Source organism: Polaribacter sp. Hel1_85 (genome assembly GCF_000766795.1).
Lineage (GTDB): Bacteria > Bacteroidota > Bacteroidia > Flavobacteriales > Flavobacteriaceae > Polaribacter.
The window spans coordinates 275,822-301,735 of record NZ_JPDS01000001.1; the positions used below are offsets into that span (position 1 = coordinate 275,822).

Annotated in this window: 15 protein-coding genes; 5 read left to right on the top strand and 10 right to left on the bottom strand. The window is 26.2% G+C overall.

Annotation, left to right across the window (positions count from 1 at the left end; translation table 11 throughout):
- Positions 1-4: 4 nt before the first annotated feature.
- The 5 genes from PHEL85_RS01170 to uvrA form a co-directional block, all read right to left on the bottom strand.
- Positions 5-1,963, bottom strand: a complete 1,959-nt coding sequence (locus tag PHEL85_RS01170) for a histidine kinase (protein WP_162179426.1) — start codon at positions 1,961-1,963, stop codon at positions 5-7.
- A 258-nt stretch (positions 1,964-2,221) separates the two neighbouring features.
- Positions 2,222-3,316 carry a hypothetical protein gene (locus PHEL85_RS01175; RefSeq protein ID WP_036819978.1) on the bottom strand — a complete coding sequence of 365 codons (1,095 nt, stop codon included), beginning with the start codon at positions 3,314-3,316 and terminating at the stop codon, positions 2,222-2,224.
- 105 nt (positions 3,317-3,421) lie between these two features.
- Positions 3,422-3,775, bottom strand: coding sequence for a DUF6686 family protein (locus PHEL85_RS01180; protein ID WP_235318215.1), 354 nt, complete (start codon positions 3,773-3,775; stop codon positions 3,422-3,424).
- A gap of 156 nt (positions 3,776-3,931) precedes the next feature.
- The gene (locus PHEL85_RS01185) at positions 3,932-5,041 is read right to left on the bottom strand and encodes a MauE/DoxX family redox-associated membrane protein (RefSeq protein WP_036819981.1); all 1,110 of its coding nucleotides are present in this window, start codon (positions 5,039-5,041) and stop codon (positions 3,932-3,934) included.
- A 226-nt stretch (positions 5,042-5,267) separates the two neighbouring features.
- Entirely contained in the window at positions 5,268-8,060 is a 2,793-nt protein-coding gene (uvrA, locus tag PHEL85_RS01190) for an excinuclease ABC subunit UvrA (RefSeq protein ID WP_036819984.1), read from the bottom strand.
- 217 nt (positions 8,061-8,277) lie between these two features.
- On the opposite strand from uvrA, the gene PHEL85_RS01195 reads away from it, so the two are divergent.
- Complete coding sequence (locus PHEL85_RS01195) at positions 8,278-8,865, top strand: RNA polymerase sigma factor (RefSeq protein WP_036819987.1); 588 nt, start codon at positions 8,278-8,280, stop codon at positions 8,863-8,865.
- A gap of 445 nt (positions 8,866-9,310) precedes the next feature.
- On the opposite strand, the gene PHEL85_RS01200 is transcribed toward PHEL85_RS01195, so the two are convergent.
- Positions 9,311-9,967 carry an endonuclease III domain-containing protein gene (locus tag PHEL85_RS01200; RefSeq protein ID WP_036819990.1) on the bottom strand — a complete coding sequence of 219 codons (657 nt, stop codon included), beginning with the start codon at positions 9,965-9,967 and terminating at the stop codon, positions 9,311-9,313.
- 133 nt (positions 9,968-10,100) lie between these two features.
- Here PHEL85_RS01200 and bcp point away from each other — a divergent pair, with 133 nt between their 5' ends.
- Positions 10,101-10,553, top strand: a complete 453-nt coding sequence (gene bcp / locus PHEL85_RS01205; RefSeq protein ID WP_036819992.1) for a thioredoxin-dependent thiol peroxidase — start codon at positions 10,101-10,103, stop codon at positions 10,551-10,553.
- Here bcp and PHEL85_RS01210 read toward each other — a convergent pair.
- Positions 10,550-11,176: a response regulator transcription factor gene (locus tag PHEL85_RS01210; protein ID WP_036819994.1), complete on the bottom strand. Its 627-nt coding sequence runs from the start codon at positions 11,174-11,176 to the stop codon at positions 10,550-10,552. The two genes, bcp and PHEL85_RS01210, sit on opposite strands and share 4 nt — an antisense overlap.
- Complete coding sequence (locus PHEL85_RS01215) at positions 11,169-12,989, bottom strand: ATP-binding protein (RefSeq protein ID WP_036819997.1); 1,821 nt, start codon at positions 12,987-12,989, stop codon at positions 11,169-11,171. Before PHEL85_RS01215 ends, PHEL85_RS01210 begins: the two co-directional genes overlap by 8 nt.
- Before the next feature lie 93 nt (positions 12,990-13,082).
- Here PHEL85_RS01215 and PHEL85_RS01220 point away from each other — a divergent pair, with 93 nt between their 5' ends.
- Both PHEL85_RS01220 and PHEL85_RS01225 read left to right on the top strand, forming a co-directional pair.
- Complete coding sequence (locus tag PHEL85_RS01220; RefSeq protein ID WP_036820000.1) at positions 13,083-13,487, top strand: response regulator transcription factor; 405 nt, start codon at positions 13,083-13,085, stop codon at positions 13,485-13,487.
- Between the two features lie 102 nt (positions 13,488-13,589).
- Positions 13,590-21,257, top strand: a complete 7,668-nt coding sequence (locus PHEL85_RS01225) for a T9SS type A sorting domain-containing protein (protein ID WP_036820003.1) — start codon at positions 13,590-13,592, stop codon at positions 21,255-21,257.
- Positions 21,258-21,310: 53 nt separating this feature from the next.
- Here PHEL85_RS01225 and PHEL85_RS01230 read toward each other — a convergent pair whose 3' ends face one another.
- Positions 21,311-23,701: a TonB-dependent receptor gene (locus PHEL85_RS01230; RefSeq protein ID WP_235318216.1), complete on the bottom strand. Its 2,391-nt coding sequence runs from the start codon at positions 23,699-23,701 to the stop codon at positions 21,311-21,313.
- 62 nt (positions 23,702-23,763) lie between these two features.
- The gene (locus PHEL85_RS01235) at positions 23,764-25,467 is read right to left on the bottom strand and encodes a M23 family metallopeptidase (RefSeq protein WP_036822943.1); all 1,704 of its coding nucleotides are present in this window, start codon (positions 25,465-25,467) and stop codon (positions 23,764-23,766) included.
- 147 nt (positions 25,468-25,614) lie between these two features.
- Between PHEL85_RS01235 and PHEL85_RS01240 the strand changes: the two genes are divergently transcribed.
- Positions 25,615-25,905: a hypothetical protein gene (locus PHEL85_RS01240; RefSeq protein WP_036820009.1), complete on the top strand. Its 291-nt coding sequence runs from the start codon at positions 25,615-25,617 to the stop codon at positions 25,903-25,905.
- Positions 25,906-25,914: the final 9 nt, after the last annotated feature.

Below are 25,914 nucleotides of genomic sequence, written 5' to 3' on the forward strand. Positions count from 1 at the left end.
GTTTTTAATAATCTGTTTTTAATGGAATCTTAAATTCAACTTTTGTTCCTTTTATTTCATTTTTATCTTTCATTTCTTCAATAGAAAAGGAGTTGTATTTTGATAAATGTTTAATCCGTTCTTTTGTAACTTTTAAAGCTACAGATTGATGATTGGATTTCAATTTTCCTTTCTTAGATTGATAAAACCCAATGCCATTGTCTTCAATTGTAAAATATAAGAATTTATGTTTTACTTTAAATGAAATGTTAATTTTAGCATCTTCTGTTTTTGGTTCAAATGCATGCTTAATACTGTTTTCAATAAAAGGTTGTATTAACATTGGTGGAATTAAAATTTCTTCTGAATCAATATTATTTAAAGATGTGTTAATATTAAAATCAAAAGGATTTGCATTCATTTTTTGCTCTAAAAATAAATAATTTTTTAATGTTTCAATTTCATCATGTAAACTAATTTCTTCTAAACGTGAATTATTTAAAACACTTCTTAATAGCTTAGAAAATTGAGAAATAGTGGTATTTAATTCTTTCGAATTTCCAGAATTACCAAGTGCTTTTATACCATTTAAAACATTAAAAATAAAATGCGGATTCATTTGTAGCTGCAATGCTTTTTGCTCTAATGTCAATAAATGGTTTTCTAGTTTTAAGTTTTCAACTTTTTGCTGGTTTTGCTTTTTTAACTTTCTAATATATAAATCAATAATTCCAGCTAAAAGAAGACAGAAAGCAATACCACCTAAAATAAGAAACCAACCTTTTTTGTAAATAGGTGTTTTTATAATAAATGGAAAGGATACTTTTTTACTAAGTAAGTTTCCGTTTTTAGATTGAATTGTAAATTGATATTTACCTGATTTTAATTCTGGAAAGTCTACTTTGTTTTGAGAATTCCAAGGTGTAAATTCTTTATTTAATTTATATCGATATTGAATCTTTCTCGCATTGTTTAAATCAATGGTTTTAAAGGAAAAAGAAATGTTATTCTCGTTAGGCTTTAAAGCTAAATTTTCATTATTTAGGCTAATTTTTTTATAATTTACTAATACATTTTCAATGTAAATGTTCGGTCTATTGGTGGTTTTAATAGAACTGTATTTAAACAATCCTTTATTCAAGCTTGCAATCCAAATTGAATTCTGATTATCACTAAAAATGGTGCTAATTTTACTTGATATTGCTGAATTATATTTGTTTATTTTTCTCTTAAATGTAAAATTATTTAGATCTAAAATTTCAATACCGTTTTCTTTTGAGGGTATCCAAATTTCATCATTTATTGCTTTTATGGAAGAGATGTTTTCTGAAGATTGAATACTTTTAATTATTGAGTTATTTTCAATAATTTTTACTCCATTATTAAATGTACTTGCTATAATTTGATTGTTATTTACCAGGAAAGAACTGCAGTTTTCATTAGAAATTTTTGATATTTTGTGAGGTTTGTTTACCTTATCAATATTCCATAAACCACTATTAGAAGCAATGAAAAGATTTTTTTTAAAATATGTAATGTCATTTATAATTGAAAAATCTATCTGCGTATTTATCGGTAAAGGTTGAATGTAATTTTCTTTTAATTCACAAACACCTTGAATAGTAGCAATGATTATTTTGTTATTTATCGATCTTATTTTTAGAATTTCTTTACTCTTAAAAAAGGAAGTTTTGTTATTTTGAATTACTACAAGCCCGTTTTTTAAACCGATATAAATCTTGTTTTTTTCTATAAAAATACAATTTGCCTTTTCTTGTTGGTAATTAGTAAAATTTACTCCATCAAATTTTGTGTACCCCTTGTCTGTAGCTAACCATAAATACCCAATTTCATCTTGATTAATATCATTTATTGAAATACTTGATAATCCGTCTGAAGTTGAAAAATTTTGAATATTATTCTCTTGAGAAACAATTGTAATTATTGCAAATAAAAAAAATAAAATAAAGAGATTTCTCCTCATTATTCTTTCGGAATATAAAACTGTAGCTAAGATTTTAAAAAAAAGATGCATGTATACAAACTTACTAATTAAAACGTCATTACACCATTTTTAATTTTATGTAATAACGTTTTTCAATTTAAAAAAGCTCCTTTAGGCTTTGCATCAAGGTTTCTAATAGAATTGTCAATCCCGTGAAAACGGGAACCTAAAATACAAGATTTTATTTTTCTTTTTTAAGAAAAGATAAAACCCTGTATTTCCAATTTCCATTCCATTTTACTTCATAGCATACAAACGTTTGTTGCTTGTGTCTGGTTCTATATGTTTTAAATCTCCATAAGGTTTAATTAACGGTTTTAATACACATAATGCAGTTGTTCTACCTCTTATAACTAAAGTGCTATTTTTTACGCTCCAATTCCATCTAAATTTTTCTAACGGAATGTTGTAATTATTAATTTCAACCATTAATTCATCATGTTGTTCTACCCAATCCATTACTTCTTCTTGCGAGTTGAATATTGGCATCTCATTATCTGTATTATGGTAACCAAATTCCCATTTAATTGGTATAGAAAACTGTGTAGTATAAGCTTCACCAATATATCTTTCTTCTTCATTATTTAATGCTTCAAACCAATCTATATCTTTTTCTTCTTTATATTTTTTAGCTATTTCTTTAGATAAATCGATTTTTCCTGGTGAATTTGCTGTTGGATAAAACACATAATATGGTTGTGCTAAAAAGTGATTCGAAAACTTTCCTCCAAAAATTGTATGATAAGGAGAAGCCATTACTTTTGGTAAATTTTTAGAAGAAAAAGCATCTTTTAATGTTTTTAGAAATTCTTTGTTTTCTACCAAGCCAGAAGCATGAAATATAATTTTTGTTTTATTATTTACAATATTTTTAAGTGATGGTAAAGTACCTTTTGTTAAGCTTTTTCTTAAAGTTTCTGTGGTTATTTTTTCTCCTCTAACAACTGTTTCTAAGTTCATGCCTTTAAAAGGATTACTCTGATTTACAATATGAACTTCACCATAAGGATTTTGATTTGCGTGTTCATTCATCCAAACAATAATTTCTTCTAATGAATATTGTCCGTCAATAACTTTTAATCCTTTTTCTTGAAAATATATTCTTGCATTAGAGTAAAAAGTTTCATCTCCTTTATCAAAACCCGCAATAAAAACAATGGGTTTTCTTGATGTAATTTCGATGTTGGTTTCTTTATCATTAGAAATAGCATTGTCTGCTATAATGATAACTTCTTTTTCTTTTTTTACTTCGTTGTTATCACAACTGATAAAAGTGCTGCTTAATATAATTAAACCTGATACAAATACTGATTTTTTTAGGAATGCTCTCATAATTTCTACTTTTTTAAATGTTAATACATTATAAAAGTAGTAGGGAAGTAGCGTAAAATATTGTCCGTTTTAGAATTCGTAAAAGATGAATTAGAATTTGTAATTTTAATTTAAAATTAAAGTGTAATCTATATCTGCTGTTAATAAAATATCTTTCGATTTACTTTTGTGAATACCTAAAAGAATTTTCAATTCTTCAATTTCATAGATATCAAAAACTAAAACTAGGTTTTGATGAAAAGTTGGGACAGGAATTTTTCTTCTTTGTGTGGTATTAGAACTGTAATCTAACCAATAATCGATATCAATTTTTGTAATATATTCTTTAAACGTATTTAATTGATTTCTATCAAACTGAAAAAAAATATTATTAAAAACAAGGTTATAGTTTTTACAACCATTGCATATAGACAATTCTCCGTTTTTAACTCTAGATATTATTTTAGATTTTTGGCACATGTAATTTAGATTGGTTATAAATAACAAATCTAAATAAACTATTGTGATTTAAAAAATTATTTAGATTAAATCTAAATAATTAATTTTTAGACTTTAAATATTCTTCTAAAGAATAAAACTAATGAGTATTAATGGAATTAAATATATAGGAAAATATTACTCGTTTTTATGATTATAAACCACCAATTCTGTCAATCCTTTCTCATTAGGATTATTGGCAAAAGAATGCAAATAAGCATCCATATATTTAATAATTCTATCTTCTGGATAAAATAAAACTTTATTGTCGAATTGTGCCCATTCATTCATATTAATATATGGTTTTCCGTTTTGAAAACGATAAAATCTTTGAATATGATCTGGTAAATTATCCTCTAACTCTTCATTAAGAAAAACATTGTAATAATTTAAATCTGCTGTAAAAAAATGGAATGATAACAAACTATCATAAAACCCAGTTAAATTATTAGCAAGTGGTAAACAAATGGTAAAAACAAGTATTGCCATCTTTTGTTTATTGAAAAACTTTAAGAAAAATTCAAAAGCATTTGCAGTTTTTAAAGTCCAAAATAAGATAACTACAGACAACATATTTTGGATATTCCAAGGCACAACATTGTAACCATAACCTAAATAAAATAAAAGAAAAGTAATGGTGCCATGCATTAATAGAATAAATAATACACCAAATTTTCTTGTTTTATTAAAAAGTAATAAAACACCCATTAAAGCTTCTAACCAAGGCACAGCATATGTAAAAGCAACTAAAAACCATTGAGGTAAAAAACTAAAATGTTTGTTTAAAGCACTTAACCATTGTATGTAAAAAGCTTCGTTTACTTTTTGTATTCCACTCCAAAAATAGGTTGCAAAAAAGATAAGAATTATAGCATATAATATTTTTTTAGGATTTGCATTTTTTCTAAAAATTTCAATTGCAAAAATGGTTAAAAAACTTTGATAAAAGTAGGGTTGTAATCTGTTTTGATCTACTAATGCTAAAAAAAGATAGAGTAAAATGATGGTCCAACCTTGCCATTTTTTATTCTGAAAAATGTATACAATCTGAATTAAAAAGAAAAAACTACCTAAAATATAATCGAAAGGATATTTAAGAATAGGCCACCAATCAAACAACGGAATTACAGGAAACCCTTTTGTAGAAATCCATAATTTTGGTGCATATATCATCAAAATTAAAACAGGAATTAGAGCAATTATTCTAACCCAATTAATTTTTTGTTTGTCTGTTAAATTCGTAATCATTTTACTTTTTTATTTTCTAACGGTTGTCATTTCGAAATGAGCTTTTTCAGCGATTGAGAAATCTCATTCTTTTTTGAACTCGTATTTACTTATTTGTGTTTGCCTTTTGTTAGCAAACAAGTTTAGCCCAGATTGAAGCATTTGTTTGAGCTCTTTTTTACCTTTTTAGGTTAAAAAAGCGAGTGCGTAAAGCTGGAAATAGCTTCAAATAAAAATTATTTCAATTTTAAAACACCAACTTTTCTGCCAAATATTTAGTAGTATAAGACTTCTTATTTCTTGCCAATTCTTCTGGAGTTCCTTCAAAAATAAGGTTTCCACCTTTTTTACCACCTTCTAAACCTAAATCTATAATATAATCTGCACATTTAATGAGTTCTATATTATGTTCAATAACAATAATAGAATGTCCTTTGTCAATTAAGGCATTAAAAGATGCTAATAATTTTTTAATATCATGAAAATGTAAACCTGTTGTAGGTTCATCAAAAATAAACAACGCTTTGTCTTTTGTGTTTCCTTTAACTAAAAAAGAAGCGAGTTTTATACGCTGTGCTTCTCCACCAGAAAGTGTAGAAGAAGATTGGCCTAATTGCACATAACCCAAACCAACATCTTGTAAAGGTTTTAGTTTATTGGCAATTTTAGGAACTAAATTTTCAGAGAAAAATGCAACAGCATCATCAATTGTTAAGTTTAAAATATCATCTATAGATTTACCATCAAATTTTACTTCTAAAACTTCTTTCTTAAAGCGTTTTCCGTTACAAACATCGCATTCTAAATGCACATCTGCCATAAATTGCATTTCTATGGTAACTTCTCCTTCACCTTTACAAACCTCACAACGTCCGCCTTCTACATTAAAAGAAAAGTGTTTTGGTTTATAGTTTCTGATATTTGATAATTTCTGATTAGAAAATAATGCTCTAATATCATCATACGCTTTAATGTACGTTACAGGATTAGAACGTGAAGAACGTCCTATAGGATTTTGATCTATAAACTCAACATGTTTTAAAGTATCAAAACTTCCTTTAATTTCTGTGTGCTGACCAATTTTATCTCCATAACCAATCAGTTTTTTTTGCATTGTTGGATATAAAATATTTTTAACCAATGTACTTTTTCCAGATCCAGAAACTCCAGTAATTACAGACAAACAATTTAGAGGAAAAGTAACATCAATATTTTTTAAATTGTTTTCTCTTGCTCCAATAATTTGAATGCTGTTTTTTGAAGTTCTACGTTTTGTAGGAACTTCTATTTTTAATTCTTCGTTTAAATATTTAGCTGTTAATGATTCTGATTTTAATATATCTTTAAAAGTTCCTTCTGCAACAACATTTCCTCCAAAAGTACCAGCTTCAGGACCAATATCTATAATATAATCGGCCTCTTTCATAATATCTTCATCATGTTCTACCACAACAACTGTATTACCTAAATCACGTAAATCTTTTAAAACGCCAATTAAACGTTCTGTATCTTTTGGATGTAAACCAATACTTGGTTCATCTAAAATATACATAGACCCAACTAAAGAACTTCCTAAAGAAGTTGCCAGATTTATACGCTGACTTTCACCTCCAGAAAGTGTGTTAGAAGTTCTGTTGATGGTTAAATAAGACAAACCAACATCTGTTAAAAATTGCAATCGATTGTTGATTTCTGTTAACAAACGTTTTCCTATTTTTTCTTCATATTTATTAAGCTTGATATTTTTAAAAAATACAGCTAATTCATCTAATGGAAGTGTTACTAAATCAGAAATTGTTTTCTTATTTATTTTAACAAAATTAGTTTCATGACGTAGACGTTTTCCGTTACAAGATGTACATTTTGTTTTTCCTCGATAGCGAGAAAGCATTACTCTATTCTGAATTTTATAACTTTTTTCTTCTAAAACGTTAAAAAAGTGGTGAATTCCTTTGAAAGATTTATTTCCATCCCAAACCAATGCTTTTTGTTCTTCAGAAAGTTCAAACCAAGGTTTGTGAATAGGAATATCGAATTTATAAGCTACATCAATTAAATCTTCTTTATAATGAATGTAAGAAGGTGTTTTAAAAGGAAAAATACAATCTTCAAAAATGGATAAACCTGTATTTGGTATCACTAATTCAGCATCAATGCCAATTACATTTCCATAACCTTCACAAGTTGGACAAGCGCCATAAGGATTGTTAAAACTGAATAAATGTGTGTTAGGTTCTAAAAAGGACATTCCGTCTAAATCGAACTTATTACTAAATTCAACAACCTTATTATCTTCTAAGTTTTCTACAAAACAAACTCCTTTTCCTTCAAAAAAGGCAGTCTGAATTGCATCTGCTAATCTGTTGTAAAAATCTTCATCATTTTTAGTGATAATTCTATCAACCACTAAAAATAAAGCTTCATTTTTAAATTCTTTTTGATGGAAATCTGCAATTCTAAATACTTTATCATTCCATTTTAAACGCGCATAACCTTGCTGTTCTAAAACTTGTAAAACGGTTTTTAAATCACGATTTTCATCAATAGTAATAGGTGCTAATAATAAAAGTTTTGTTCTTTCATCAAATTCTTTTACAAAATTAACAACATCAGAAACTGTATCTTTTTTTACTTCATTTCCAGAAATAGGAGAGAAGGTTCTACCAATTCTGGCGTATAAAAGTTTTATATAATCGTAAATTTCTGTACTTGTACCTACTGTAGAACGTGGATTTGTAGAGTTTACTTTTTGCTCAATGGCAATAGCTGGTGCAATTCCTTTTATATAATCTACTTTGGGTTTGTGTAGTTTTCCTAAAAACTGACGTGCATAAGAACTTAAGCTTTCTACATAACGTCTTTGGCCTTCTGCATACAAAGTATCAAAAGCTAAAGAAGATTTTCCAGAACCAGAAAGACCAGTAATAACTACTAATTTATTTCTAGGGATAACTACATCTATGTTCTTTAGATTGTGGAGTTTAGCTCCTTTAATTATGATGTTTTCTTTAGGGTTTACTTTAGAAATGTCAATCTTCATTAATAAAAAATATAAGCGATAAAAGTACCTTTTTTTTAACCTATTTTAAAACTAATATCAATGAATTTTGTTAAATTATTTGTTGTTTTAAAAAATATTAATGATATTTGGCATTCATAAAACTCACAAAATTAGACGCATATACTAAGAAAACTACTTTTTAAATTATTAATTTAATCTTAAATTAGAAGAACAACTTGTTCTTCGAAAAGTAGTTATGGTGAGAAAAAATACAATTACAGACAGTACTTTAGTAAGTGATTATATACAAGGAAAAGAAGCAGCTTTAGGAGTTTTAATAAAAAGACATCAGCAAAGATTATACAGTTTTATTTACAGTAAAGTTCAAGATAGAGATATAACAGAAGATGTTTTTCAAGATACTTTTATTAAAGTAATTAGAACTTTAAAAAAAGGGAATTATAACGAAGAAGGTAAATTTTTACCTTGGGTTATGAGAATTGCTCACAATCTAGTTATAGATCACTTTAGAAAGTCTAATAGAATGCCCACTTTTAAAAATACAGATGAATTCGATATTTTTTCTGTTTTAGGAGATGGAAACCTAAATGCAGAGAAACAAATTATTCAAGAACAGATTTACAATGATGTTAGAGAACTTGTAAAAGAGTTGCCAGAAGAACAAAAAGAAGTTTTAGTAATGCGTATGTATAAAGATATGAGTTTTAAAGAAATAAGTGAAAACACTGGTGTTAGCATCAATACAGCATTGGGTAGAATGCGTTACGCTTTAATCAATATGAGAAAATTAATAGAAAAACATAAAATTATTTTAGTGAATTAACAATAAAGTAAAAAATGCATCGTTACTTATTTATAACCAAGATATTAAATTAACTATATGATGCAACTTTACTCTAAAAAGTCATTTGATTTTCAGATGCAACCAAAACAAGAAACAGTTCAATTTTTGATTAATTTTTCCAAATCGCTAACTTTTGTTAAAACCAAATCAGAAGATCTCATTGAATTGAATTTGAATTAAGAGTGGAAAAAGCTTCAACATTGTTGGGGCTTTTTTTAATTTGGGCGTTACCTAAAGGTCGGGCTTTACGTTGCAATCTTTTTTATTTGTGAAAAACAAATAAAAAAGGATTTCCACTTCAATCCCTAACGCACATTTTTGCTAAATATAAGAATTTTGTCATTGCGAAGTTTATTTTTTATAAACTGTAGTAATCTCAATTTAAAAAAGATTATTTAGTATTCCTCCTCATAATAATGTGTTTTTATTTTTTTGTTTTAAAATAATCTTCTAAAACAGATTTTCTACCTATTGTTTTTGTAATAATATCCTTTTCTAAATCCCATCCACGAGCAGGAGAGTATTCTCTTCCATACCAAATCATTTGCAAGTGTAAATCATTCCATAATTCTTTTGGAAACAATCTTTTTGCATCTTTTTCTGTTTGTTGTACGTTTTTTCCGTTTGTTAAATTCCAACGCCACATTAATCTGTGTATATGTGTATCAACAGGAAAAGCAGGAACTCCAAAAGCCTGACTCATTACCACACTCGCAGTTTTATGACCAACTGCAGGTAATTCTTCTAAACCTTCAAAACTTTGAGGAACTTCTCCATCGTATTTTTCAATCAAAATTTTAGACAAACCATAAATCCCTTTACTTTTCATTGGTGATAATCCACAAGGACGAATAATTTCTTTGATTTCTTCTACAGACATTTTAACCATATCAAAAGGATTATCCGCTTTAGCGAACAAAATTGGTGTAATTTTATTTACACGTACATCTGTACATTGAGCAGACAATAAAACTGCAATCAAAAGTGTATAAGGATCTTTATGGTCTAAAGGAATAGGAATTTCTGGATATTTTTCTTGAAGTGTATCTATGACAAATTGTACTTTTTCTTGTTTATTCATAAAGTGAGTTATAAAATTGTAAAGTTAAAAAGTAGAAAGTAAAAAATAGGCTCTTTAAAATTTATTTTTTTAGATTATACTTGAAAGAACTTTATAAACTTTGTACTTTTAAACTTTAAAAACTATTTAGAAAATGACATCACTAAAAATAGGAGATAATGCTCCACAGTTTGAAGCAAAAGACAATGCAGGAAATACTATAAAATTATCAGATTATGCTGGTAAAAAGTTAGTATTATTTTTTTATCCAAAAGCAAGTACACCAGGTTGTACAAATGAAGCTTGTGATTTAAGAGACAATTACCAATCTTTTTTATCAAAAGGATATGATGTTTTAGGTGTAAGTGCAGATTCTGCTAAAAGACAACAAAATTTTATTAATAAAAACGAATTACCTTTTCCGCTTTTAGCTGATGAAGATAAAGCTGTAATTGAAGCTTTTAATGTTTGGGGACCAAAGAAGTTTATGGGACGTGAATATGATGGAATTCATAGAACAACTTTTGTTATTGATGAAAAAGGTATTATTGAAGATATTATTTTAAAAGTAAAAACAAAAGCACATGCTGCTCAGATTTTAGATTAAGAAACTATTAATCCGTTTTGAATACCAAATTTAATTAATTCTGGAGTATTTTTGGTATTTGTAATTTCAAATAATTCTCTTTTATGAGATTTTAAAGAGCTTTCAGTAATATTTAAAGTTTCTGAAAGTTCTTTTTCTTTCTTATCAGAATGAATATATAAAGCTTGTAATATTTCTAGTTTCCTTTTAGTAAATGTGTAATTCCCTACTTTTATTTTAGCATTTATTTTACTTTTTTTGACTCTATCATTATTAAAGCAATCTAAAATTACACTTTTAAAATTAGCTAAATCACCATCTTTTCCTATAAATAAATCTACACCTTTATTATGAGCTTTTTCTCTCATATAATTATTATTCATTGTTGTAAGTGCAATAATTTTAAAGTTTGAATTAGGTGGTTTTATTTCAGGTATAAAATCTAAAGAATTTTCGCCATTAAAATTTACATCTAAAATTAAAATATCTAAATTATTATTTTGAGTAAATTTTATTAAATCATTAATTGTAGTAAATGTATTTTTTACTGATAGTTCTTTATACTTGTTTAAACTATCTTTTAAAGCATCACAAAAAAAACGATTGTCATCTGCTATTACTATTTTTATTGAAGCTTTATTCATTTTCTGGTATTTGAATTTCAATAAAAGTTCCTGAGTTATTTGAGTCAATTTTTAATGAACCTTTCATTTGATTTACTCGAGTTTCAATATTATTCAATCCAAAACCTTTTTTGTTTACCATTTTTTTATCAAATCCTATACCATTATCAGAAACTTCTAAGGTTATTAAGTTTTTAACTTTTTGATTCAGGTTAATATTTATTTCTGAAGCTTTAGAATATTTAATTGCATTGGTTATTAATTCAGAAATAATCCTATATATATGCAAACATTTTTCTTGAGATAATTCTGTGTTTTCTATATCAAATTGATATGAAATATTATGTTCAGTTAATTGGTTTAATTTTTGGCAAAATTCAATTAAATTTTCTACAAAATTTTCTGAATTTATTTTAGGTGAATATAAACTATTTAGTAAATATCTATACTCTTTATAGAATGCATCTAAAATTTCTTGTATTTTTTCTGGAGAGTTTTCTGTTTTTTGTAACAATCTAAGTTTTAGAGCTTCTAAATAACCACCAAAAGTATCATGTACATTGCTAACTAGTTTATTTCGCTCTTCTTGTTGTATTTCTAAAGTTTTATTTTGAAAATTATATTTTAATTCATCACTTACTTTTTTCAGTTTAAAATATTTTTGTTGAGTATCTATAACAGAACCAAAAATAAATCTAGTAAATAGTAAAATTTCTAATGATAAAGTGATGTAATAAATATTTGGACCGCTAAATTTTATAGCTAATTGATTATGAACTTCTGGGTTCATAATTTGTCCGTTAATTACAGCAAGAATGGGTAAAATAAAAGCAATAACTAAATAAGCAGGAAGTTGTTTTTTGATCGTTAAATATAAATGGTTTAAAACCCAAATAAATATAATAATTTTTAAAACTGTCCAAACTGTTAAATATAAATTAATCAATCCTCCAAAACAATATTTATAGACGTATAATAAAATGATAGGAATTGTTAAATATGTTCCCCATTTAAAGATTCCTTTAGAAATAGTTTGAGAGGCTTTTAATTTATAGAATTTTGTATAAAAATAACCAATACAAAAAACTCCAACTGTCTGACTAAAACTTCTAATATTATTTATAAAAAAAGTACTATCAGACCAAAAATACTGAACACCCAAGCCTTTACCTGCAAGAAACTCAAATAAAACAGTAATTATATAAAGGGCATAAAATAAAACGGCATATTCTTTTTTAAGAACTGAAAAAAAGACCAATATCAATGTCATAGAAATAAGAAAAGAAATAAATAAACCGAAGTAAAAATATTCAGTTTCTACACGCTTTAAAAAATCATTTTCTGTTTCTAAATACATTACCATTCTTGTTCTACCACTGCTATTTTTTACTTTTAAAAAAACATCTGACGTTAATATTGAGTCTACAGGGATTTTCCAAACAGGATTTCTATAAAAAATATTTTTGTGAGGAAAAAAATGATTGTTTGAAACTCTATAAAGTGAATCTATCTTATTACCTTTTTTTAAATAGATTTTTCCATAAGGTAAATATGAATTTGATATTGTAAAATATTTAAAATGTATTTTGTTTTTAGAAGGCTTTACATAAAAATGACTCCACAAGGTTTTAGTATCTAACTTTTTATAAATTCTTTGGTCTTTTTCTTTATAAAATTCACCTTTATCAAATTTATCAACTATGGTTTTAATGTTCATAGAATCTTTGTTTTCTGAAAAGAAAATTGATAAATTAGAATAAATGGAAGAGTTTTTTTCCTGTGAAAATGTAACTGCTATAAATAAAAAAAATAAAAAAGTAAGTTTAATTTTCAATTAATATGGTTTAAAAAACACCATACTAAAGTATGATTTTTTTTTATAGAATTCAAATTAAATTTGAGTATTCATTTTAAATATAAATTAGGCATGGGAATAATTAAATTATATAAAAAAATTGAATATGAAAAAGAAGACAATTATAAAGTAACCCAAAGAAAAAACCTTCCAATTAGTTTTGTGAAAGATTTTCTTTTCTTTTTTAATATTTCTTTAGAAGATATACCTAAGCTAATGGAGTTTTCCGAAGAATTAGAAAATGAAAAGCAATTTATTCTTAAACATAAAAAACAATTTGATTCTTTAACTTTTAAAGAAAAACAGGTGTTTAAACATGTAATGGAAGGTAAGAAATCAAATGAAATTGCTAAACTACTTTTTGTTGAAACTACCACGATTTCTACGCATAGAAAACATATCAAACAAAAATTAAACTTAGAATCAATATTTGATTGGTATAAATATGCAAAGGCATTTAAATTAATTGAATTTTAGGGCTTTATAACTTCAAATACCTACTTGTAGGTATTTTATTGAGTTACTAATAAAACTATTTTTGAAAAACTAAACAAATATTATAACTAAAACCAAATTACTATGAAAACAAAACTATTTTTTTTAGGAATCTTTTTTTTGAGCTTAAATTTTCTCGCTCAAACAGTACCTGTTTCAGATTCAAATTTTGAGCAGGCTTTAATAGACTTAGGCTGGGACACAAATGGATTAAATGGAAACATACTTAATTCTGATGTTATAAAAATTGATAGTTTAAAAATCTGGAATCCAACAGGTATGGTAGATCCACTTATAAATATTAATAATCCGCATTTAACAAATGTAACAGGTAAAATAAAAGATATTTCTGCTATAAAATTTATGCCTAAACTTACTTATTTATATGCTGGTTATAATGATATTGAAGAAATTGATGTTTCTAACAATCCGCTTTTAACGTATTTAGATATTAGAGTTAATAAACTTACAGAAATAGATGTGAGTAAGAATCCTTTTTTGTTTGTTATAAATGTAGCATTCAATAATTTATCCTTAATAGATGTAACTAATAACCCTAATTTGGTTGTTTTTGCTATTTATAAAAATTCTATTTATAATGTTGATGTAACTAAAAACCCAGAATTAGTTCAATTCTCATTTGGTAATAACCCTATAGAAAATATAAATATTACAGATAACCCTAAACTTGTTGATGTTGATATTTCTTACACTAGCTTAACTAGCGTTAATTTCTGTGAAAACAAATTTTTAACAAGAGTAAGAGCTATAGATACAAAACTTACAGAATTAAACTTAATTGCAAATCCGTTTTTAACAAGATTAGATTTTATAAATAATCCTAATATTTCTACATTAAATTTAATTAATAATGTAAATATAGATACGTTAAATGTTGTAGGAAATATTGGGTTAACTTCTTTAAACCTTAAAAATGGAGGTAACACAAAAATTAAAGAATTTAAAAGTTTACAAAATCCACAATTAACTTGTATAGACGTAGATAATATAGAATATTCAAATACTACTTCTATATGGCTTTATAAAGACACAACTACAAGTTATAGTGAAGATTGTCAAGAAGGGAAAGTATATTTTCCTGATACAACTTTAGAACAACAATTTGTAGATCAAGAAGCCGACGATGTTTTAGATAATTATGTAAGTGAAGAAAACTTATCTAAAATTAAAGAACTTACAATATCTGGAAATATAAAAGATATAACAGGTTTAGAAAGAATTACTAACTTAGAAAAACTTAATATTATAGAAAGCGATATTGCCCAAGGTATAATTTCTGCACAGCCTAATTTAAAAGAGTTGTATGTTATCCAAGATAATAGTTATGAAATGGAAACTTTAAATTTAAATGGAAATTCAAAATTAGAAAAAATTTCTGTTAGTCATTTAGGGTTAAAAACGTTAACAATTAATAATAATTCTCCCTTACAAAGTTTATATGTTGCTTATAATAATTTAACCAACTTATCTTTTCCGAAAGCTAACTTAACTTATTTTAATGCTTCTGATAACCCATTAGAAAGTTTGAATTTTGATAATGCAAATTTACTTGAAAGTATTTTTTTAGAAAATATGACATCATTAAATACATTATCATTAAATAATTGTTCCTTATTAAGAGATTTAACTCTTTCTGCCTCTAACTTATCTGCAATAAATTTACAATCATTAGTAGAATTAAATGTTTTAAAGATAATTAGTAATTCAAAACCATTAGCCATAGATATTAGTAACAATACAAAACTTGAATTTCTGTCATTAATTAATAATGGTATGACCAGCTTAGATGTTTCTAATAATTTATCATTAATTAGTATTGAAATTTCTAACAATAAAATAACAAATTTTAATCTTGCAAACAACTCATTAATTTCGACATTAAATATTGGTGGTAATAAAGATTTAGTTGTCGACATTTCTAACAAAAAAGATTTGACTCATTTTAATTGTTCTACGACTAATTTAAACGTATTGGATGTTTCTAAAAACGATAAATTATATGATTTAAATGCTTCTAATAATAATTTAAATAGTGTAGATGTTTCAAATAATTTTAACTTAGCTAAGTTAAATATTTCTGCAAATAATTTATCACAAATAGATATTTCTAAAAACACAAATCTTGTAGATTTTAGTGGATCTAATAATAGTTTTACAGAAATCAATACAAGTTTAAATACCAAATTGATAAATGTTTATGTTTCATCTAACAACTTAAGTTCAGTAAACCTTACTACTAATAATCTAATTAAGTCTTTAGATGTTTCTAACAATACAATTACACAATTGGTTGTTAGTAGTTTAGATAATTTAGACTATTTGTATTGTCAAGAAAATACTATTAGTTCTTTAGATGTTAGTAATAATAAAAGTTTAAGATATTTAAATGTTAGAAATAATAATATTTCAGCAATAGATCTAGCAAATAATTCAAACTTAAACAATTTTTTGGCTAGTAATAATGATTTTACAACATTAGATTTTAAAAACAACTTAAGTCTTTCAGTAATAGATTTAATGGATAATAAATTGGCAACAGTCAATTTAAACGCAGGTTTTAATATAAAAAAGTATTCAAATGGTACTATTATTCCTTTAAGTCTAAATTTAAAAAATAACCCAAATTTAACTTGTGTACAAGTTGATGATGTTGCTTTTGCAAAAGAAAATTGGAAAAATATAGATAATGAGGAAATTTACAATTTAGACTGCGATTATACAAGAGAAGAATTTGTAGAACTAGATGATAGTTCTTTTGAAAGCAGATTAATTACTTTGGGTTTTGATTCGAACGGATTAAATGGTACTATTAAATTATCAGAAGCAAAAGCTATAGATTCTTTAAAGTTAGAGAATGTAGTAATTAAAAGTTTTAAAGGCTTAGATAGTATGACAAATGTTACCTATTTAAATTTAAATAATTCGTCATTAAACAGCTTAAAACTACCTAAGTTGCCTAAATTAAAACATGTATCTGCAAGGAGTAATGAAATAACATCTTTAGATTTAACTCAAGTAGAAATGTTAGAATATTTAGATGTGACAGAAAATAGATTAACTAATCTAGATATGTCATTAAACATAAAAATGAAAAATTTATATGTAGGTAATAACAATATTTCTAAACTAGATATTTCTAAAAATATTGATTTAGAAGATTTTTATATACACCAAAATAAATTGGAAGCCATAGATGTTTCAACAAATACTAAACTAAAACGTCTTTGGGGAAGTCAAAATGATATAACGACATTAAATATAGCAACAAATATAAATTTAGAACAATTAAATTTTGATTTAAATTTAAATTTAACAACTGTAGATTTATCTAATAATGTTAAACTTAATAGAATTCATTTTTGGCAAACAGCAATTACAACAATAGATGTTACTATGTTGCCAGATTTAGAAAGGTTATATGTTTCAGATTCTAAATTAACAGCCTTAGACATTAGTAAAAACCCGAAGTTATATGATGTAAGATTAGGTGAAAATGATATTACAGAATTAGATGTTTCAAATAATCCGTTATTAGAAAGAATTGATGCTTTTGATGCGAAGCTAACAACATTTGATGTTTCTAATAATACTCAATTAAAAAGATTGTTCTTAAATAGTAATGAACTTACATCTATTAATTTAAATAATGGAACAAATTCGAATATTACAGAAATTGATTTGTCAGAAAATATAGATTTAACTTGTGTACAAGTAGATGATGTAACATTTGCAACAGATAATTGGACACTTATTAATGATACAGCGGTTTATAATTTAGACTGTGGTTATGAAACAAATGAACCAATTGTTTTAATACCAGACACAAATTTTGAGCAAGCCTTAATAGATTTAGGTTTTGACACCAATGGATTGAATGGAAATATTTTAATATCAGAAGCACAAGTAATAGATAGTTTAAATATTCAAGACCCAATAAATAATACTTTGTTACCAAATGTAACAGCTAAAATTCAAAGTTTACAAGGAATAGAAGCAATGACCAATTTGGTTTCTTTAGAATCAGGAAATAACGAGCTAACCTCCGTAGATTTATTTCACAATACAGCGTTAACTAATTTATTTGTAAATGACAATCAATTAACAACAATAGATATTTCTAATAATACAGCTTTAGAACGTTTTGGAATTATGAGAAACCAAATATCGAGCGTTGATGTTTCAATACTCCCAATGTTAAAAGATTTATTTGTGCATGGAAATCAATTAACATCAATTGACGTTTCTAACAATCTGAATCTAACTATTTTTTATGCTTTTGATAATTTATTAACCTCTTTAGATGTAACACAAAACACATTGTTAGAAATATTACGTTTAGAGAATAATTATGAATTACAGCCAAATAACCAAATATCAACTTTAGATTTATCAAACAATATCAATTTAAAAGATTTACGTTTTTCAAATAATCCAATTGATGCAATTGATATAAGTAATAATTTAGATTTAGAATTTATTACTTTTTACGGAGTTGGATTATCAAGTCTAGATGTATCTCAAAACACAAAATTGAAAAGAATTTATTCTGGATATAATAATAATTTAAGTTCAATAGATGTTTCTAATAATCTAGATTTAGAATGGTTGACTATTGTAAATAATAATTTTACAAGTATTGATGTTTCAAACAACATCAAATTACAATATTTAGTAATGGATAATAATAGTTTATCTACTGTTGATGTAACTAACAACCCAGAACTATATTGGTTATCTTTTGAAAATAATGCCATTTCTACTATTGATATCAGTAATAATAGTAGTTTGACAAACTTGTACTTAAACGGAAACGATTTAGCAAGTTTAGATGTAAGTAATAATCTGTTATTAGGAGAAGGAGATCCACAATATCAATCAGTATTTTTAAATGAGAATCCGAATTTAACTTGTATTCAAATTGATGAAAGCCAAAATACAAGTAATTGGGTAAAAGATGATTCTGCAATATTTAGCACAAATTGTTCAGGAGAAAATACAATTGTAACAATTCTAGATACAAACTTTGAACAAGCGTTGATAGATTTAGGTTTTGACACCAATGGATTAAATGGAAATATTTTAATATCAGAAGCACAAGTAATAGACAGTTTAAATATTCAAGACCCAATAAACAATACTTTGTTACCTAACGTTTCAGCTAAAATTAAAAGTTTACAAGGAATTGAAGTAATGACCAATTTGGTTTCTTTAGAAGCAGGAATAAATGAATTAACTTCAATAGATTTAAGTCAAAATACAGCGTTAACTAATTTATTTTTAAATGACAATCAATTAACAAGTATTGATGTTTCTAACAACACAGCTTTAGAACGTTTTGGAATTATGCGAAATCAAATCTCGAGCGTTGATGTTTCAATACTCCCAATGTTAAAAGATTTATTTGTGCATGGAAATCAATTAACATCAATTGATGTTTCAAAAAACCCGGAATTAAACTGGTTTTTCACATCAGACAATCTATTAACTAGTATAGATTTATCAAACAATACAATGTTAAAACGTATTGATATCTATAATAATGAATTAGCTTCAATTGATGTAAGTTTGTTATCAGTTTTAGAAGATTTAAGAATTGCTAACAACAAATTAACATACTTAGATGTTTCTAGTAACACTAATTTATTTGCAATTAGTTGTAATGGTAATCAGCTAAATACTTTAAATGTTAAAAACGGAAACAATAGTAATTTTACATATTTTGATGCAAGCAATAATCCTAATTTAACATGTATTCAAGTAGATGATGTAGATTTTTCAATAACAAACTGGGATAAAATAGATGTAACTTCAAGTTTTAATACAGACTGTAATATTGCTCCAATTGTTTCTTTTTCAGATACAATAATGAAAGCAGCTTTAGTTGCAGATCCTATTATAAATAGTAATGGAGATTCTGAAATCCAAGTTTTAGAAGCAGAAGCAATAACAGAAACTTTAACAGCTGAAGGACTTGGAATTTCTGACTTAACTGGAGTTGAAGCTTTTATTAATATTACAGGGTTAAATATTAGAAATAATAATTTAACAAACGTTGACTTATCAAAAAACACAAAGTTAACTTGGTTGAGTATAGATCAAAATCAATTAACAAGTTTAGATATAAGTCCGTTAACAAGTTTAGAAATACTTTATGCTGGCGATAATAAAATAGCATCTATTGATGTTTCTAATAATACTTTGTTAAAGAAACTTTGGTTAAATATTAATGAGTTAACCTCCATTGATATTTCTTCAAATACAAATTTAGAAGAGTTACAATTAGATTGGAACTTTAACTTAGCTTCTGTGGATTTTGTCAATAACTTGGCACTAAATAGAATTCACTTATGGAAAACACCAATTAATACAATAGATGTTTCAATGCTAGTAGGTTTAGAAAGATTGTATGTTTCTGAAACCAATTTAACATCAATAGATCTTACAAAAAACATTAAATTATATGATCTTAGATCAGGTGGAAATAATATATCTTCTTTCAATTTCACAAAAAATATAGAGTTAGAAAGAATTGATATAAAAGACTGTGATGTTGAAAATATAGATATTTCAAATAACACAAAACTAAAAAGGTTTTGGGCAGATGAAAATGTACTTACAGGAATAGATCTTTCTAAAAACATATTATTAGAAGAACTTATTTTAAGCCATAATAATATTGAAAATATAGATATTAGTAAGAATCTAAATATTACAAAATTTGCAATTGTAGACAATGGTTTGGTAAGAGCATATTTAAGAAATGGTAACAATGCAGCAATTTCAGAGTTTGATATTTCAAATAATAGTTCTTTAGTTTGTATTGCTGTTGATGATGTGGATTATTCCAATACAAATTGGACTAATAAAGATGAAACCGCTTCTTACAATACAGATTGTAATTCAGAATGGGAAGTGTATACAACTGATGAAAATTTAGATAATGCATTAACTGTAATCACTGGTTTAGATGATGATAATGATGGTGTAATAACCTATGAAGAAGCACAAGCTTTTACTGGTGATTTAGATTTAAGCGGATTAAATATTACTAGTGTAGCTGGTTTAGAAGCATTTACTAATGCAGCAAGTATAAATATTTCTGGAAATAGTATTACAGATATTAGTAGCCTTTTAAATGCAGATACTGTAATAATTTCTTCAAGAACAACAGGTGAAAAGAAATCACTAGCCAGAACTGGTAATGGTATTAAAGTTTTAAATGTTGCTAATAATTTAATAGAAGAAGTAGACATTTCTAAGCTAACAACTATTGTAGAACTTGATATTAGTAATAATAAATTAACATATTTAAATCTTAATAATGGGGCAAATAGTAATCTAATAAATTTAGATGTAACTGGTAATGCAGATTTAAGTTGTATTCAAGTTGATAATGTTTCTGATTCTAATAATAATACTAGTTGGAAAAAAGATGCAACTGCAACATATAATACATATTGTGCAAGAACATTATCTGTAAATGAAGATTTCTTAAAAGAAAACATTGGTATTTATCCAAATCCAGCAACTACTAATATTAAAGTTTCAGTTTTAAACGGATTAGAATTAAAATCTGTAGAAGTATATAGTTTAGTTGGTAAACGATTATTAATAAATAAAAATGATGAAATTAACATTAGTAATTTATCAACAGGAATTTATTTTGTAAGAATAATCACAGATAAAGGTTTTATTAATAAAAAACTGATAAAAAATAAAAAGAAAAAGTGAAATTTGTTTTGATTGAAAAAGCGAGTTGATGAAAGTCAACTCGTTTTTTTTAATTATAATTTCATTGAAAGTTTAAAATTTAAAACTCTACCTGTCATGTAATTTGGAATACCAAATTGGGTTTTAGAATAAACATCTCTTACCCAAGTATTGGTTATTGAGTTTTGAATATCAAACATATTGAACAATTCTAAACCAGCACTTAATTCTTTAAATTTAGATAACCAACCTGTTTTGTATTGCCTGTTTGCATCTGTAAAAACATAAGAAACACCAAGGTCTGCACGTTTATAATCTCTTAAACGTCCTTGAAATTGATACACATCTGCATAAGAAGGAGAACCACCAGGAACTCCAGAATTATAAACTAAGTTTAAATATGCTTTTAAGTTGGGTAAACTTGGAACATAATCTTGAAAAAGTATACCGAATTTTATTCGTTGATCAGAAGGTCTAGCAATATTACCTCTGTTACTAATATCTTCTTCGGTTTTTAAATACCCAAGACTTACCCAACTGTCACTTCCAGGAACAAATTCACCATTTAATCTTATATCTAACCCATGAGCATAAGCAGTTGCATCATTATCTGCTCTGTACCTTATTCTTACATTATCTATAGTATAAGCGTTTACATTTGTTAAATCTTTGTAGTAAAACTCTGTTGTAAGTTTAAATGGTCTTTCCCACATTTCAAAACTATAATCCATACCAGTTACTAAATGAATCGATTTTTGCGCTTTTAAATCTACATTAATATTTCCGTTAGAATCTCTTAATTCTCTATAAGAAGGAGGTTGAGAATACCAACCAGCAGCAAATCTAAAAAGCATATCTCTGCGCCAACTAGGTTTCATAGAGAACTGTGCTCTTGGGCTAATAATAGTTTGATTTTTTGAGTTAATTCCATTCCCTTTAACAGTCCAGTTATGAGCTCTTATACCAACGTTGTACCAAATTTCATTCTCATTCCAAAATAAGCGTTCGTTAAATTGCAGATAACCAGAAATACGATTAATTTGAACTTCATTATCAACTCTTATATTTTGATATGTAGTAATAGGTCCTTCAAATGGTTGGTAAGGTTGATTGTTACTAATACTATTTGGAGGTCTTATAGAAAAACCTAAAGAATCTATTAATTCCCATTCTCTAATACGATCTTTAATATCTTCTTTTTGATATTTTACACCAAAATCGAACTGCATTCTGTCTGCTTTGTATTTTCCTTTAATTTGAGCGTTACTTATTAAAGCATCTAAATCATTACGAGCATGATTTAGTTGAGAGCCAATTCCTTCAGAAAAATCTACTTCACCAAAATTTTCAGATCCAATATTAGCATCAACTTCACCTAAACTATAAGCAGCAGCAATATCAAAATGCTCTTCTTCTTGTGTATTGTATCTAGAAAGAGTTCCTGTAAGAGTTAAAAAGTCATTTACTTCATATTCTGTTGAAAAAGCGCCAAATAAAGTAAGGTAATTGTCTTGTTCTTCTCCACTATAATAAACATTTAATTCTAACGGATCTGCAACAGTTCCAAAACGAGTTCTTCTAGAAATGGGTTTGTAATTGTAGTTGTTTAGAGAGAAATTCCCTAAAAAGTTGAATTTTAAATAATCAGATGCTTCATAAGAAAGATATGTTTGAAAATCTATAAACTTTGGTTTAAAATTTGTTTCAATCTGTTTACTATTTACAAATAAACTATTATCTCTATATCTTAAACTACTTATTGATGTTAGTTTTTCTTCTATTAAAGGAGCTTCAAAAGTAACACTAGCACCTAAAAGACTCAGGTCTGCACTGATGCCAACTTCTACAGGTTTTCTATAAGTAATATCTAAGACTGATGATAATTTATCTCCATATTTTGCTTGAAAACCTCCTGCAGAAAAATTTATATTTTGCACCATATTTGGGTTGATGAAACTCAAACCTTCTTGCTGACCAGATCTTATTAAAAACGGTCTGTAAACTTCAATTCCGTTTACATAAACCAAATTTTCATCAAAATTACCACCTCTAACATTGTATTGTGTACTTAATTCGTTGTTATTGCTAACACCTGGTAAAGTCATTAAAATATTTTCGACTCCAGCATTTGGTCCAATTACATTTTTAACAACTCCAATATCTATTTTTTTGATTCCTAGCGCTTCTTTTTTATTATCTTTTATGACTATTTCTTGTAATTGTTCTGTTTTTGATGTTAGAGTAACAGATAAACGGACTCCATTTCTACTATTTGCAGTATATTTTCTAGAGAAAGTTTTATAAGATAAATGACTAAAAATGATGGTAATTTCTTCTTTAAAAGGAATTCTAATTTGGTAGTTTCCGTTTTTGTCAGTTGTTGTACCTGTGTTATTATATTTAATTGAAACCTTTTCAATTGGTTGCTTGTCTTTATTTTTAACAGTTCCTTTTAGGATTGTCATTTTTTGAGCAAAAGCAAAAAAGGGGAGAAAGAATAAAAATAGAAAGACTTTTTTCACGTAAGTTAGTTTACTTGTTTCTTAAAGAACGTTGCAGAAAGCGTATTCGTATTTCCAACATTGTCCGAGACTACAATTTTAAAGATATGTTTGCTACCAACCAATTTTTTATCACTAAAATTATAGGTTAATAATTTTTTCTTATGGTTGTACTCCATTAAAATCCATTTTCCATCAATAGTAGCTCTGTAATTTTTTATTCCAGAACCAATATCAGAAATCTTAACTTTTATGGTTTTTCGTTTAGAAATCCATTGTTGATCTTTAAAGTACAATAAGTTAATTTTAGGTTTGTATTTATCAGTTTTTAAAGTGTATTTACCTAAGGTTTTTGTTGTGGTATAAAATGTACTGTCTTTTTTTCTAGTATATTGAAATCTTGGATATTTTGGGTTTTCTACGTTAGCAATATAAAGTTGTTGTTTTTCTGCTTCAGAATAATTAGATACATTAAATGTTAATGTAAAACTTTTATCTAAAGGAATTGTAGGAGTATGTATTTTTGCAACGCCATTTTTTACAGCAAAATCTAAATATAAATCTTCATAAAAAGTATTTTTAGGAAATGCTATTGCAATATTTTCTTTTTTAAATTTTTGAAAATTACTTGCAATTACTTTAAAATTGGTTGTGTCTTTGGGTTTAGAAAAAATAGTATTACTTTCTTTACCAGTAACAGGTATTTTTAGATAACTAGTATTTCCCTTATAATCTTTGGCAATAATTTCTACAGTATAACTAAGTCCGTTTTTTATGTTTAATTTTCCGTTATTAATTAGTTTATTATAAGTAGAAAGCTTGTTTTTAGTTTCTTTATATGTTTTTTGATAACGTCTTTTATATTTCTTATAATGAGGATAATCAATATGTAAGTTGATGAATTTACTCTCAGCAAAAGAAAATGTTTCTACATCATGATAGTAAAAACGTTTTCCATTTACCAGCATTTCTAAACTATAGATTCCGTTTTTATTTGGTGCTTTATTTAATCTATCAAAAACACTTGCTCCAAAACCAATAATTCCAGAAGCAGAAATTCTATCAGCACTATATTTACCTTTAGAAATATTTTTTAAAGGAAGAATAAAACTATTGTTTTGATTGTTGATTCTTGAGTTATTATTTAAAGGATAAACTTTTAAAGATTGAAAAACAGGAGGTGTTGTATCTTCTGGTTCTAATCCAAAAATTAAAGGATTAATAATATTCTCGCTTTTTGTGTTTCTTATTTCATAATGTAAATGAGGTCCACCAGAACTACCAGTATCACCAGTAAAAGCAATAATTTCTCCTTTTTTAACGGGGAATTTATCCTTCTTAAAAAACAAGTTCCCTGTTTGGTAATTTTCTTTTTTGTATTGAATAGCTTTTACATGTTTTTGAATCTTATCAGCATATTTACTTATATGAGCATACACAGTTGTAAATCCATTTGGGTGTGTAATATAGATTGCTTTACCAAAACCATATTGAGCAACTTTTATTCTAGAGACATATCCATCTGCAGCAGCATATATTTTTAAACCTTCTTTTCCTTGTGTTTTAATATCGATACCAGAATGAAAATGATTAGATCTTAATTCACCAAAAGTACCTGCTAAAACTGTGGGTATGCCTAAAGGATTTCTAAAATAGTCTTTTAGGTATTTTTCTTGAGAAAAACTGAAAAAAGTTGAAAAGAATAAGAATAACAAAAAGGTTTGTTTCAAAATGCAATTATTTTTTACAAAAATACTAAAAATCATCTTTTTGATAACTTGCTAAATTTCAGTACATTAGTAATAAAGCAACAAAATGTTGTAAAGTATAAAACAGAATGTTAACTTTGTGTTATAGTTTTATTCTTATAGATATAGATGAGTAATACAATAGAAGCAATTCATATACTGGAAGATAAGTTAGAAAGCTTACTGTCTAATTATGAATTTTTAAAGAATGAAAATGAAATATTGCTTCAGAGTACAACAAAATTACAACATCAATTATTTGAAAGAGAGCAATTGCTAGCAGAACAGAAAAAACAATATGATTTGCTTAAAATTGCAAAAACTATAGATGGCAGTAGTACAAATACAAGAGAAACGAAACTCAAAATAAATACTTTAATTCGAGAAATCGATAAATGTATCATTCAGTTACATGAATAAAGTTCTTTA

What these genes read in the sequence shown, in the direction of transcription:
- PHEL85_RS01170 (WP_162179426.1), bottom strand. Translation starts at nt 1,963, where the DNA reads ATGAGGAGAAATCTCTTTATTTTATTTTTTTTATTTGCAATAATTACA.
- PHEL85_RS01175 (WP_036819978.1), bottom strand. Translation starts at nt 3,316, where the DNA reads ATGAGAGCATTCCTAAAAAAATCAGTATTTGTATCAGGTTTAATTATA.
- PHEL85_RS01180 (WP_235318215.1), bottom strand. Translation starts at nt 3,775, where the DNA reads ATGTGCCAAAAATCTAAAATAATATCTAGAGTTAAAAACGGAGAATTG.
- PHEL85_RS01185 (WP_036819981.1), bottom strand. Translation starts at nt 5,041, where the DNA reads ATGATTACGAATTTAACAGACAAACAAAAAATTAATTGGGTTAGAATA.
- uvrA (WP_036819984.1), bottom strand. Translation starts at nt 8,060, where the DNA reads ATGAAGATTGACATTTCTAAAGTAAACCCTAAAGAAAACATCATAATT.
- PHEL85_RS01195 (WP_036819987.1), top strand. Translation starts at nt 8,278, where the DNA reads ATGGTGAGAAAAAATACAATTACAGACAGTACTTTAGTAAGTGATTAT.
- PHEL85_RS01200 (WP_036819990.1), bottom strand. Translation starts at nt 9,967, where the DNA reads ATGAATAAACAAGAAAAAGTACAATTTGTCATAGATACACTTCAAGAA.
- bcp (WP_036819992.1), top strand. Translation starts at nt 10,101, where the DNA reads ATGACATCACTAAAAATAGGAGATAATGCTCCACAGTTTGAAGCAAAA.
- PHEL85_RS01210 (WP_036819994.1), bottom strand. Translation starts at nt 11,176, where the DNA reads ATGAATAAAGCTTCAATAAAAATAGTAATAGCAGATGACAATCGTTTT.
- PHEL85_RS01220 (WP_036820000.1), top strand. Translation starts at nt 13,083, where the DNA reads ATGGGAATAATTAAATTATATAAAAAAATTGAATATGAAAAAGAAGAC.
- PHEL85_RS01225 (WP_036820003.1), top strand. Translation starts at nt 13,590, where the DNA reads ATGAAAACAAAACTATTTTTTTTAGGAATCTTTTTTTTGAGCTTAAAT.
- PHEL85_RS01230 (WP_235318216.1), bottom strand. Translation starts at nt 23,701, where the DNA reads ATGACAATCCTAAAAGGAACTGTTAAAAATAAAGACAAGCAACCAATT.
- PHEL85_RS01240 (WP_036820009.1), top strand. Translation starts at nt 25,615, where the DNA reads ATGAGTAATACAATAGAAGCAATTCATATACTGGAAGATAAGTTAGAA.